General features: G+C 33.6%; 8 protein-coding genes. 4 read left to right on the plus strand and 4 right to left on the minus strand.

What is annotated here, in order from left to right:
- Nucleotides 1-130: 130 nt before the first annotated feature.
- Nucleotides 131-991 (plus strand): UDP-2,3-diacylglucosamine diphosphatase, encoded by an 861-nt coding sequence (locus tag HNQ90_RS16735; protein WP_144118076.1) that lies wholly within the window; start codon nucleotides 131-133, stop codon nucleotides 989-991.
- Between the two features lie 73 nt (nucleotides 992-1,064).
- Here HNQ90_RS16735 and HNQ90_RS16740 read toward each other — a convergent pair whose 3' ends face one another.
- Complete coding sequence (locus HNQ90_RS16740) at nucleotides 1,065-3,974, minus strand: FAD-binding and (Fe-S)-binding domain-containing protein (protein WP_144118077.1); 2,910 nt, start codon at nucleotides 3,972-3,974, stop codon at nucleotides 1,065-1,067.
- Nucleotides 3,975-4,109: 135 nt separating this feature from the next.
- Between HNQ90_RS16740 and HNQ90_RS16745 the strand changes: the two genes are divergently transcribed.
- From HNQ90_RS16745 to HNQ90_RS16755, 3 genes are all read left to right on the plus strand, one after another.
- Nucleotides 4,110-4,589, plus strand: a complete 480-nt coding sequence (locus HNQ90_RS16745) for a hypothetical protein (protein ID WP_092853146.1) — start codon at nucleotides 4,110-4,112, stop codon at nucleotides 4,587-4,589.
- A gap of 213 nt (nucleotides 4,590-4,802) precedes the next feature.
- Nucleotides 4,803-6,518, plus strand: coding sequence for an FAD/NAD(P)-binding protein (locus tag HNQ90_RS16750; RefSeq protein WP_144118078.1), 1,716 nt, complete (start codon nucleotides 4,803-4,805; stop codon nucleotides 6,516-6,518).
- Between the two features lie 169 nt (nucleotides 6,519-6,687).
- On the plus strand, nucleotides 6,688-7,248 hold the full coding sequence (locus HNQ90_RS16755; RefSeq protein ID WP_144118079.1) for a hypothetical protein: 561 nt from the start codon (nucleotides 6,688-6,690) through the stop codon (nucleotides 7,246-7,248).
- On the opposite strand, the gene HNQ90_RS16760 is transcribed toward HNQ90_RS16755, so the two are convergent.
- The 3 genes from HNQ90_RS16760 to HNQ90_RS16770 all read right to left on the minus strand — a co-directional run bounded on the left by HNQ90_RS16760 (nucleotide 7,245) and on the right by HNQ90_RS16770 (nucleotide 13,027).
- Nucleotides 7,245-8,771, minus strand: coding sequence for a GH3 family acyl-acid amido synthetase (locus tag HNQ90_RS16760; protein ID WP_144118080.1), 1,527 nt, complete (start codon nucleotides 8,769-8,771; stop codon nucleotides 7,245-7,247). The two genes, HNQ90_RS16755 and HNQ90_RS16760, sit on opposite strands and share 4 nt — an antisense overlap.
- Before the next feature lie 82 nt (nucleotides 8,772-8,853).
- The gene (bshA, locus tag HNQ90_RS16765; RefSeq protein WP_144118081.1) at nucleotides 8,854-9,990 is read right to left on the minus strand and encodes an N-acetyl-alpha-D-glucosaminyl L-malate synthase BshA; all 1,137 of its coding nucleotides are present in this window, start codon (nucleotides 9,988-9,990) and stop codon (nucleotides 8,854-8,856) included.
- Between the two features lie 118 nt (nucleotides 9,991-10,108).
- On the minus strand, nucleotides 10,109-13,027 hold the full coding sequence (locus tag HNQ90_RS16770) for a serine hydrolase domain-containing protein (protein WP_144118082.1): 2,919 nt from the start codon (nucleotides 13,025-13,027) through the stop codon (nucleotides 10,109-10,111).
- Nucleotides 13,028-13,317 lie beyond the last annotated feature (290 nt).

The following is a 13,317-nucleotide window of genomic DNA, read 5'->3' on the forward strand; positions in this document are numbered from 1 at the left end:
TTAGCTTTACCCTTTTTTGTAGCCAAATGCGTAACAATTAATTAACAATCATCTGACATTTAATTAATTATAGCGTAATAATTACATAATACAAAAAGTTGTTATTTGTAATGTACCAATACCACCACACTTGAAAATAAAACGAAAAGTAGAAATTGCCGTAATATCCGATGTGCATTTAGGCACCTATGGCTGTCATGCCAAGCATTTATTAACCTATTTAAACAGTATTGAGCCTAAAAAACTCGTGCTAAATGGCGATATTATAGACATTTGGCAATTTAGTAAGCGTTATTTTCCTAAATCGCACATGAAAGTGATTAAGAAACTAATGTCTATGGCTTCCAATGGCGTAGAAGTTATTTACATAACTGGAAACCACGACGAAATGCTAAGAAAATTTAGCGGCACCACTATTGGAAACATCACTATTGTAGATAAGGTGGTTTTAGAACTCGATGGACAAAAAGCTTGGTTTTTTCATGGCGATGTGTTCGATATTTCTGTGCAAAATGCCAAATGGTTGGCTAAACTAGGTGGCTATGGTTATGATTTGCTTACGCTTTTAAACCGAGGTGTAAATTGGTATTTAGACAAACGCGGTAAAGAACGTTATTCGCTATCTAAACGGGTTAAAAATGGTGTTAAAGGCGCGGTAAAATACATAAATGATTACGAAAAAGTCATTTCTGAACTGGCCATTGAAAACGAGTACGATTATGTGATTTGCGGGCATATACACCAACCAAAAATGCAATATTTTGAGAATAAACATGGTAAAACCATGTATTTAAACTCTGGCGATTGGGTAGAAAATTTTACAGCTCTAGAATACCAATTTAAACGTTGGAAAATCTATAATTTTAATAAAGATAAACTAGCGCCTTTTGTTGTTTTAGATGAGGATGAAGACTTGCAAATGAAAGACTTAATTGCTGCCATAACCATTGTAGATCAAGTGGAAAAAAAGAAAAAAGTTAAAAAGCAATAAAAAAATTTGAGTTAAACTGAATACTGAAACTGCGACTGAAACTGAGACTGTTTACTGAGACTGATTACCGAAACTAAACAAGCGCTTCTCTTAAAATCGTTATTGGGTGCTTAGCCTCGCGATTGGTTCCATCCTTAATTTGATGCCTACAACTCGTTCCGTTTGCCGAAATTAAAACAGAATCTCCAGCCTTTCTAACCGCCGGAAACAAGGTCTGCTCACCTACTTGCATACTCACCTCATAATGTTCTTTTTCGTAACCAAAACTGCCTGCCATACCACAACAGCCACTTGGTATTATGGTAACTTTATAATTTGTTGGTAAATTTAATACCGCAAAACTCGATAACTGGTTACTCATAGCCTTTTGGTGACAATGCCCGTGGAACTTTATGGTTTTAGGTGCTAAGGTAAATTGCTCTGGCCTTATGTTTCCTAATTCGATTTCTTTTTGAATAAATTCTTCTATTAAAAATGTGTTTTCCGATAGCGCTTTCGCGGAAGTAGTATCGTCTGCTAATTTTAAATACTCGTCTTTAAAGGTGTATATTGCTGAAGGTTCAATACCTATAAGTGGCGTTTCTTCTGAAACCTTATCTTTAAAAAGAGCCACATTTTTATTAGCATGTTCTTTAACTTCTTCTAGCAACCCTTTTGATAAAAAGGAACGACCAGATTCGGCATTATCAATAATTTCAACATTATAATTTAAAGCCTTCAAAAGCTCTAACGCATCCTGTCCAATGGTAGCGTCAAGCCTATTAGTAAACTCATCATTAAACAGATACACCGTTTTTATATAACTATTAGATTCACTTGTTTTTTTGAAGCTTTGGTAATAAGTACTTAAATTAGGTTTCGATAGTAAAGGTAAACTTCTTTCTTTAGCAATGCCAAAAGCATGCTTTAATAATGACGAGGTGAAATTATTAGAAAACATAAAATTTGAAAGCCCCGTAGTTTTACTCCCTAATTGGTTTAGTCTATTATTAAAAGCAAACAGTTTAGTGCGCAGCGACACGCCATTTTCTTTTTGGTATTGGTATTGAAATTCGGCTTTTAAAGCAGCAACATTAACACTACTTGGGCATTCGCTAGAACAGGCTTTACAGCTAAGGCATAAATCGAAAACCTCCTTTAATTCCTCATGATTAAACTTATTAGATTTCTCCGAGTTGGTTAAAAACTCGCGTAACGCATTGGCTCTTGCTCGGGTAGTATCTTTTTCGTTTCTGGTAGCTCTGTAACTTGGGCACATGGTACCGCCAAACTCTGGTAATTTTCTGCAATCGCCAGAACCATTACATTTTTCTGCTTCTCTTAAAATACCTAAAGAACTAGAAAAATCTAGAAAGGTATCTAGTTCGGGCTCTTCCCTATTTGGTTTATATCTTAAAGACTCATCCATTGGTAAAGCATCAATAATTTTACCAGGATTAAATATATTATCGGTATCGAAAGCCGTTTTTACGCGTTTTAAAATATTATAGTTTGCTTCACCAATCATTAATGGAATAAACTCCGAACGCACAATACCGTCACCATGCTCGCCACTCATAGAACCGTTAAACGATTTTACTAAATGGGCGACATCGGTGGTTATTTTTCTAAACAAATCAACATCGTTAGCCTTCTTTAAATTTAAAATAGGACGCAAATGTAACTCGCCAGCTCCTGCATGCGCATAATAAATAGCATCTTGCTTATAGCCTTTCATGAGCTTTGAAAACTCCGCAATATATTTCGATAAATCTGGTAAAGCTACGGCAGTATCTTCAATACATGCCGCCGATTTTTTATCGCCAATAATATTACCCAATAAACCTAAACCTGCACTACGTAAATTATTTGCTTTACTAATATCCTGCCCAATAAGTTTTGGATTAGCATAACTTAAACCCGTATCGATAATTGTTTTTTCAAGCTTATTAGCTAATAGCTTAACGGCTTCTGGAGTTTCCGCACGAACCTCGCACATTAAAATAGCTTTAGGATCTCCTACTATAAACTGTCTGTTTTCTTGCTGTGTTTTATTGTGTTTTGTGCAATCTAAAATGGTTTTATCCATCATTTCGCAGGTGTACAAATCATGTTGCATAACAGGTTGTACAGCATTCAAACAACTCTCAATGCTATCAAAGTGTGCCGCCACAATAATAGCCTCAGTTGGTGGTAACTTATCTAGTTTTAAGGTTATTTGTGTGGTAAATGCCAATGTGCCTTCACTTCCAGAAAGCAGTTTACACATATTAAAATTTTGTGGAGCGTCCGTAAACACTGCAGATTTTATTAGTTCGTCAATGGCATAACCAGTATTTCTTCGGTGTATTTCTGGTTTTGGAAAATGTTTATAAATACCATCTCTAACCTCTTCCGGTTTTAATTCGTTATAAATTGTTTTATAAATTTCGCCTTCTAAGGTTTCTAGTTTAATTTTATCATGAAACGCTTCTTTAGACAATGCATTAAAAACAACTTCGCTACCATCGCTTAAAATGGTATGCATTTCTAAAACCTTATCTCGTGTAACACCATATTGTATAGAGGTTGTACCAGACGAGTTATTACCAACCATCCCTCCTATCATACATCTATTAGAGGTTGATGTATTAGGGCCAAAAAACAAACCATAAGGTTTTAAGAAATTGTTTAAAGCATCTCTAACCACACCGGGTTGCACGGTTACTGTTCGCGCTTCTTCATTAAGCTTAATAATTTTAGTGAAGTATTTTGAAACATCTACCACAATACCATCTCCAACGCATTGTCCTGCTAACGATGTTCCCGCAGTTCTAGGAATTATCGATGTTTTGTTAGCCTTGGCAAAATTTATTAGCGCTTTTAAATCATCTTCATTTTTGGGGTAAGCTACTGCCAATGGCAGTTTTCTGTAAACCGAAGCATCAGTGGCATAAATGGATTTTATTAAGTCGTCGTGATATAACTCTCCCGATAACACTGATTTTAAATGATTTAAATGCATTGCGTTAAAATATATATGATATGCGTAAATATAAACACAAAATTGGCTCTATTTTTGCTAAAGATTAAATTTTTAAAAATGGTCTTTTAACGATAAACGACCGTATATTATAACAATTAACAAAAAACAATATTTATGAAAAAATTATTTTTATTATCAGTGGCTGTATTAGGTTTTGCATTTACTTCAAATGCACAGGACATTTCGGAGAATGCTATTGGATTACGTTTAGGCGATAGCGATGGTTTAGGTGCAGAAGTATCTTACCAACGTGCATTAGGCGACAATAATAGATTAGAAGCCGATTTAGGTTGGAGAAGCTCAAATGATTATAATGCTTTTAAACTTACAGGTATTTACCAATGGGTTATGCCTTTAGATGGTAATTTTAATTGGTTTGTTGGTGCTGGTGGTGGATTAGCGTCTTTTGATGGTAAAGATGCTTTTGATGATGTTAGCGAAACGGCTTTATTTGTTGCCGGTGATATAGGTATCGAATATAATTTTGATATTCCGTTATTATTATCATTAGACTTTAGACCAGAATTAGGTTTTGGAGATTTTAGTGACGATTTAGATTTCGATATCGCTTTAGGTATTCGTTACCAATTCTAAGAATAAATAAATAAATCAATATATTAAAAGCACCTTTTTAAGGTGCTTTTTTTGTTTATGTACTTCTCGTTTTAAAGACATCTAGATCCAACTAACAACATAGTCGCTCTAATTAAACACCATTGTCGTTTACATTTAAAGGCATCATGCATCTATTTAAATTAAAAAGCACCCTAAATGCTGCTTTTTATTTATCTTAACTAAAAAAAAGGAATGAAAAACTTTGCCATTATTGGAATTGGTCCCAGAGGATTATATGCTTTAGAAATGCTCTTAATTAATTTAAACAAGGCAAACAAAAAACTAAACATCACCATTTTTGAACCTACTGCGCACGAAGGCGCTGGCCCTGTTTGGGATATAAATCAAGCTGAAAGTAATTGGGTAAACATTCATGAGCGCGCTTTAAGTGGTTTAAAAGCAAGACCTTCCTTTAATTTCGATTCAAAAATAATTAGCAGTTTCCCCGCTTATCATGAATGGTCAGAGTTTAATCAAACCCAAGAAGATTCCGATACTTTTCCGTCTAGAAAAAAAATAGGACAGTATCTGCATGAGCGCTACCTTGCTTTGGAAACCGTTTTAAAAACATCGAAGTTTTTCAAAAAAATAAATAAAGAAGTGATGGCTCTAGATTATCAGGACAATTTAATAAAGCTATCCACCAACGAAAACCAAACCTTCGTTTTTGATGCCATTTTAATTACCATAGGCCATCAACCCACAGAGCTTTCTGATGAGATGAAACAATGGAAACACTTTGCTGAAACTGAAAAAGACAACATTCAGTTTTATGAAAATCCTTATTCCGTTTGCAAATTTGAAAACCTAAAAAATCAGAAAACAAACACCATAAACATAAGAGGTTTTGGATTGGCGATGATTGATGTTATGCGCGCTTTAACAATTAATGAATTTGGATATTTTAAGGTAATTGATACACATACTTTAAAAACCGAATACGTTCAGCTAAAACCACAAAACTTAAGCCTTGTCCCTTTCTCTTTGGATGGAAATCCAATGGCTCCAAAACCATTAAAACAAGCTATTGACGATTGGTATAAACCTAATAACGAAGCACTAAGCGCTTTTAAAAAAGAGATTGAATTAGCTTCGAAAAAAGATACTACTAATGATATACACTTTCTAATACATGCTATATCTAAAATAGCTTCGCACATCTACTTATCCCTACAAGATAGAGCGCTACGACATAATTTAAATGATAAAGCGCTAAAATTTATTATTTCAAATTGGTTACAGGATAACAATTATAATCACGAGCTTATCCAAAAAACTAATATTTCTACTTACAAACTTATAGAGCGCTATATACAAATGGGGTTAGGAAAAACCCCTGTGAGTTTAGATTATTGTGTGGGTCAAGTTTGGCGCCATTGCCAACCTACTTTATATGCCTCACTCTCGCATTCCTTGTTAGATAATGAGGTTATTGAAGACATTATAAAACTCGATGATCGCAGTAAACGTTACTCCTACGGACCACCAATTGAAAGTATGCAACAAATGCTTGCCTTAGCCGATGCTAACATTTTAGTATTTGATTTTGTAGACAACCCTGACATTGAAACGACTAACAAGGGATGGAAATTAACAAATAAAGAGGGTGACACCGTATCAACCAATATTATGATTAATAGTGTTTTAGATGCGCCTCAGCTATTAAAAGTAAATGCACCATTAGTGACTAGTTTACTTAAGAATGATTTAATACAACCTATACACACGAAATTGGGTATAGGCACCTTAGAAAACGGTCAAGTAATTAGCACGATTAAAGACCATAATTTGCCCATTTTTATTTTAGGACGCTTATGTAAAGGCAGCGTTATTGGTGTAGATGCCATATTAGAATGTTTTGGTAAACGTATTGAGGATTGGGCAGATGCTTTTGTTAAAAAGGTTTAATAATAGCAACCATTTTTGTTAGAAAAAACCTAAAACAAAGGAAATACGAACTCATATAAAACAATCATTAACTCTATTGCTATTTGGCGTATAAGGTCTCATGGATTATGATTATATTGGAGTAACAGCGAAAAACAATCTAAAATTTATTGAACCTTTTTATTAAATTATGACAACACACCATATTCCGAAATCTATTGAAAATGAAGTTAAAACGGCTTTAAGTTATTACCCCGAATTAGAGCACACAAAAATCAGTTTTAAGTTTAAAAAAAACATAAAAAAATCTACCATGCAGGCTAGACCAAGCTTTGGTAGCTTTTTTAAAAGTAGAAAAAACAGAAGTTATTTAATTTTAATTAGCGAAACCTTTAAAATTTCTGATAAAAAATTTCTAACCAAACATATTCCTTCTGATATATTAATTGGTTGGATAGGACATGAATTGGGGCATATTATTGATTATCAAAACCGAAGTAAATTAAACTTAATAAATTTTGGGATAAGATATCTGTTTTCTGAAAATCATATTGTAGAAGCAGAGCGTGCCGCAGATACTTTTGCTGTAAACCATGGTATGGAAACCTATATTTTGAAAACAAAAAACTTCATATTAAACCATGCCGATATTAATGAAAATTATAAAAACAGAATAAAGCGCTTTTACCTTTCACCTGAAGAAATCATGGAATTGGTTAATACTAGAAATGAAAAACTACAAACAAATTAATTTTGCTTAACAAAAGTTTCCCATTCATTAAATTTATCTTCTCCCATTACACGTTCCATTTTTACTTGCCCACCTTTTTTCTTGTTGGCACCACTCCACTCATGAAAAACTGATGGGTTTACCAGCTTTACTTTAACACCTTTTAAAGCTTTGCTTCTAGCAACTTTATAATTTTTATTAGCTACTTTTAAAAATCCATCTAAAGCTTCGGCAACCTCAGAATTATCAAGATTTTCGGCTTCACTACCTATATACCAAAAATGATAAAATTCATCGTCTTCTCCTCGTTTAGCACAAATAGTATATTCTGGAATTTTAGTTGAGAATTTCTCTTCTAATTTTTGCATGGCATCATCCATTTTATTCACAGAAAGTTGAGAACCTACTGTGTTTAAAAAGAATTTAGTTCGTCCTGTAATTTTAATTTCGGCACGCTCAACATCTGTAAATTCTATAGTATCGCCAATTAAATAACGCCATGCGCCACTAACGGTACTCATAATTAAAACATAATCTTGATCGCGTTCCACTTGCTCCAAAGTTAAGGCAGGGGCATCTTGAGAAAGCGAACCATCTTTATTTATATATTCTGGTTTAAACGGTACAAACTCAAAATAAATACCACTGTCGGTATTTAATTGCATAGCATCTGTTTCGGGGCGTACTTGTGTAGCCACATAACCCTCGGAAGCTAAATATGTGTCTATAACCGTAACGGGTTTACCCATTAACGCATTAAAACTTTTTTCATATGGGCTAAATGCTACTCCTCCAGAAGTATAGACTTGTAAGTTTGGCCAAATGTCGTGGATATTATCTAAATTGTGGTGATCTATAACTTTTTGAAGCATCAATTCTATCCAAGAAGGAATACCACTTAAAGCACCAATATCCCAATCTTTAGCACGTTCTGCAATGCGTTGAACGCGTGCATCCCAATCGTCAATTTTAGCTATTTCTTCTCCTGGTTTATAATAATTTCTAAACCAAAACGGGATATTACTAGCACTTATTCCGCTAATTTCGCCTTCAAGGTGATCATTATTTTCCTCTAAATCTGTTGAGCTTCCTAGCATCATGATTTCTTTTTCAAAAAAATCAGCTGGCAAATCAAAATTATGAAGTGCGAATACTTGTTTAATTCCAGATTCTCTTATGGCAGAAATCATATCGTCCGTTACCGGAATTCGCTTACTAGTTTTACCTGTTGTACCAGAGCTTAATGCAAAATATGACGGATTTCCAGGCCAAGTCACATCGGTTTCACCTTTAAGCAATTTATTCCACCAGGCATCATTAATTTTATTATAATCGAAATATGGAACTGTTTTGGCAAAGGCAGATAACATGGAATCTGATTCTAAAATTTCAGAAAATTTATAATGCGTTCCAAATTGAGTGTCTTGTGCTTTTTCTAAAAGCTGTTTTAAAACAGCCTCTTGAGACGCAACATGATTGGTCTCTGAAGTTAAAGTCCCTTTTAACTCAATTACTCCTTTAATAATATTTCCTAGTATAGCCATAATCTGTTTTTATTCAAAGATCGATAAAAACAAAGATTAAAATTAGCCTAAATACAAGAAAAAGTAACTCAAAAGGATAAGTTTATAACACAAAACACTTCGCTAAAGTATCTTCATAAATAGCTTCGTATTTAGGAACAATAGCGTGTAAATCGAATTTTAAAGCTTCCTTACGTGCGTTTGCTTTAAAGGTTTTTAGACGTTCCTCATCACTTAATATATATAGTGCGTTTTTGGTCATATCGTCAACATCGCCTACATCGCTTAAAAAACCAGAAGAACCATGAATATTAACTTCTGGTAAACCTCCTGTATTACTCGAAATAACTGGTACTCCAGACGCCATAGCTTCTAAAGCAACTAAACCAAAACTTTCGGTTTGAGATGGTAGTAGAAATAAATCTGAAAAACATAAAATCTTATCGATCTCATTACTTTTCCCAAAGAATACCACCTTATTTAAAATGCCTAGTTCTTGACAACGTAATTCGACTTGTTCCTTTTCTGGTCCTTCGCCAATAAACATTAGTTTTGCAGGCATTTCCTTTTGAATGTTATAGAACACACTAATAACATCCTGAACACGTTTTACGGGTCTTAAATTACTTATATGCGTTATGATTTTTTCATTATCATTCGCCATCATACCACGTTGACAATCGGTAAAGGCATGGTTATACTTTTCTAAATCTATAAAGTTTGAAACTACCGAAATCTCATTTTTAATATCAAATAATCGAAGTGTATCGTCTTTTAGACTTTTTGAAACTGTAGTTACAGCATCAGATTTATTAATGCTAAACGTTACTGCAGGTTTATAAAATGGATGGCTACCCACTAATGTTATATCTGTTCCGTGTAAGGTTGTAACAATAGGTACTAATATGCCTTCTTCTTGTAACATTTTTTTAGCCATATATGCGGCATAAGCATGTGGAATAGCGTAATGTACATGTAATATTTCTATACCATGTAGTTTAACCATATCTACTAATTTACTAGATAGAGCCAACTCGTAAGGCTGATAATGAAATAAGGGATATTCTGGCACTGTTACTTCATGGTAATGCACATTATTGCTAATTAGCTCTAACCTAACTGGCTGGTTATACGTAATAAAATGTATTTCATGGCCACGTTTAGAAAGTTCTAGACCTAGCTCGGTAGCTACAACACCACTACCACCAAAAGTTGGATAACAAACAATACCTATTTTCATAAAATTTATTCTAAATTTTCAGAGTAAAGAAAATATAACCATAAAAAAGACACCATAAATGCTGGTCTGTTTAAAACAGTTTTTTTCCTTATTCTTTAACTCTTCTCAATTATTTTTATTAATCTTCTATAGCCTCGTAAATTAAACGTTGAATATCTGTTCTAATATTCTCCCTTAATAATAAGTTTTTACCCGCATGCGGAAACGTTCTATTTGCCAAAAACACATAAACAATTTCTTCTTCTGGATCTGCCCAAGCATAGGTTCCTGTAAAACCTGAATGCCCAAAGCTTGTCATTGAAACACAACCACAAGTTGGTCCAGAATCGCCTAATTGTGGTTTATCGAAACCTATACCTCGTCTGTTATTATTTCGGCAATAATAGCAGGTGTTAAACTTATCTACCGTTTCTGGTTTTAAATAGCGTTTACCACCATAATATCCCTTTTGCAGATACATTTGCATAATCTTAGCCACATCATTTGCATTACTAAATACGCCGGCATGACCACCAACGCCATTTTGCATGGCAGCTCCCATATCGTGCACAAAACCGTGTACTTTTTGGTATCTGTAATAATCATCAATCTCTGTAGGTACTATTTTTTTGCTACTGATTTTATGATACGGATTATACAAGGTATGATTTGCTCCTAATGACTCATAAAAATGCGATTGTACTAACTCATCTAATGTTCTGTCGTAATGGTATTCAATAAATTTCTTTAAAATGTAATAAGGAAAGTCACTATAGCGATATCTTTTAGTTTCTAGAAGCTCAGATTTTCTAATTATTTCGGGTAAAGAATCCTGATAGTCAGTTCTTAAAAACAAATCTTTGGTCACTTCTACATCGAATTCTGGACTACGAACTTTTCTATAATATTTTTTGCTAGGACGTTTTGTAACCGAATCTAAAGTGTGATAATAAAAAGGCTCCCAAGGTCTTAATTGCGCATAATGAGACAACATGCTTTTAAAAGTGATGTTTGCCTTATTAGAGTTTTTATATTCGGGTAAAACTGTAGAAAGCTTAGTGTCAAGTGTCACTATACCTTGCTCCTCAAGTTCCATTAACAATGGTAATGTGGCTAAAATTTTAGTTAAAGAAGCTACATCGTAAATATTATCGAACTCTACTTTTTCTTTACCGCTGTAAGTATGCTTACCGAAATTCTTACTGTAAACTACTTTACCTTTTCTTGCCACCAATAACTGAATACCCGGTGTCATTTGTCCGTTAACAGCATAATTTGCTAAGGAGTCTAGTTTTGCTAATTTTTTAGAATTCATACCTACACGTTCTGGTATGGTATATCCTAAATTTTTAAGCTCGTTATATTGTATACCCTCACCGGCTTTAAAATAGTTTCCAATAGACACTGGTAATGTTCCTTTAGCAGCTAAAGACCCAAAAATAAGTTGTGCCGATTTACGCTGCGCAATTTCACTGTTTTGATAGCTTACCACAATACCTTCAATATTCTCAATAGAATTTAAGCCAGAAAGTGCATAAGGTTTTACAAAAGCATCTAAAATAACAGTGTGCGATTGTGCCATTTCATTAAGCCAAATCAATTCCTTGCTACTGAATTTATAAGACTTCCAAGGATTATCATTAGATCTATGAAACCCAACAATAACGGTATTATACGGTTTTAATTTGTTCATTAAGGAGAACAAATTATCCGATTGAATTTCGTGTACTTTGGTATATTTTTTTAATTCATCAAGAAAAGGTGCTCCTGAATCGTCTCCCAGTTTTACGTAAGCAATATTTTTAGTTTCTAAACGACGTAGCGGAAGAATGTCTTCTTTACTTTTAAGAACAGTAATTGCGTTTTCAAGCAATTCTTCATATAAAATGTCGTCTTTTAATCTGTTTAAATCATTTGATAAATTGTAAAGTCCAATAGGTTCGTAATTATGAAGTCCTACTTTATATTTGGCCTTCAAAATCTTTTTAACCGAATGTTCTAAACGTGCTTCGGTAATCTCTCCTTTATTATAAGCTTCAATAATTTTAGAAACTCCTATACCTACGTTTTCCGACATAAGCATAACATCGTTTCCAGCTTTAAAAGCAGCTAAATCGATATCTCCTGTTTCGCTAAAATCGGCTGCACCTTTCATGGTTAAAGCATCGGTATAAATAAGGCCTTTAAAGCCTAAACGCTCCTTTAAAATGTCGGCTACAATATGTTTTGATAAAGAAGAAGGATAATTTTCTCGTGTTTCTAAACTTGGTACATTTAAATGTGCCACCATAACACTTGATAGGCCTTCGGTAATTAATTTCTTATAAGGATATAACTCAATGGAATCTATACGTTTTTCATTAAAACTAATTGTTGGTAAGGTTTTATGCGAATCTTGATCGGTATCTCCATGTCCCGGAAAATGTTTGGCATTCGCTAAAACACCAGCATCTTGCATACCTTTCATAAAGGCCAATGCTTTTTCGGTTACATTGTCTCTATCTTCACCAAAAGACCTGTTTCCAATAATAGGGTTTTTAGGATTTGTATTGATATCTACCACTGGGGCAAAATTAAAATGTACACCCAAGCGTTTACAATGCTCGCCTATTTGTCTTCCTGCTTGCTCTACTAATTTGTTATCTTTTATAGCCCCAAGTGTCATATTCCATGGAAATGCATACGTAGAATCTAAACGCATGCTTAAACCCCACTCCGCATCCATACCAATAAGTAATGGAATTTTAGAAAGTGATTGTAACTCGTTATTTAACCTTGCTTGCCTGTTAGGTCCACCTAAAGAATAAATAACACCACCAATATGATGGTCTTTAATGGTTTGCACCACTTTATTTTTTGTGTCTTGATCTTGATTAGACATTACCTGAACCATATACAACTGCCCCACTTTTTCTTTTAAGGTTAGTGAAGCATACACGCTATCTACCCACTTTTTTTGAGCAGCAACGTCTTTAGTTAACAAGGGATTAATTGAATTTTGTGCAATTACAGGTAATACAAATAAACATGTAATTATGGTAATATAGATATGACGCATAAAAGATTTGTTAAGGGAAATTATTAGTTATACTAGTAAACACTAATAATCATGCCAAAATAATACTTTTAAAAAGAAGATTAAAAGACTTTAAGATAGATTTATAAAGAAGTTAAAAACAATTTTTATAATTCTGCCTTAGGCTTAAGATTTTATGATGCATATTTAATACAAATACTTGAGGTAATGGTATAGCTGAATATTAAAAAATGGCACAAAAAACTAATTATAGTAGTTTTACCCACTAAAAGAAGCTCATTCAAAAAATGAAAAATTGATAATTTAAATAA

Source organism: Algibacter amylolyticus (assembly GCF_014202225.1).
Lineage (GTDB): Bacteria > Bacteroidota > Bacteroidia > Flavobacteriales > Flavobacteriaceae > Algibacter_B > Algibacter_B amylolyticus.

Bases quoted from the DNA above. Each gene is read 5' to 3' on its own strand.
- HNQ90_RS16740 (WP_144118077.1), bottom strand. From the start codon at position 3,974: ATGCATTTAAATCATTTAAAATCAGTGTTATCGGGAGAGTTATATCAC.
- HNQ90_RS16745 (WP_092853146.1), top strand. From the start codon at position 4,110: ATGAAAAAATTATTTTTATTATCAGTGGCTGTATTAGGTTTTGCATTT.
- HNQ90_RS16750 (WP_144118078.1), top strand. From the start codon at position 4,803: ATGAAAAACTTTGCCATTATTGGAATTGGTCCCAGAGGATTATATGCT.
- HNQ90_RS16755 (WP_144118079.1), top strand. From the start codon at position 6,688: ATGACAACACACCATATTCCGAAATCTATTGAAAATGAAGTTAAAACG.
- HNQ90_RS16760 (WP_144118080.1), bottom strand. From the start codon at position 8,771: ATGGCTATACTAGGAAATATTATTAAAGGAGTAATTGAGTTAAAAGGG.
- bshA (WP_144118081.1), bottom strand. From the start codon at position 9,990: ATGAAAATAGGTATTGTTTGTTATCCAACTTTTGGTGGTAGTGGTGTT.
- HNQ90_RS16770 (WP_144118082.1), bottom strand. From the start codon at position 13,027: ATGCGTCATATCTATATTACCATAATTACATGTTTATTTGTATTACCT.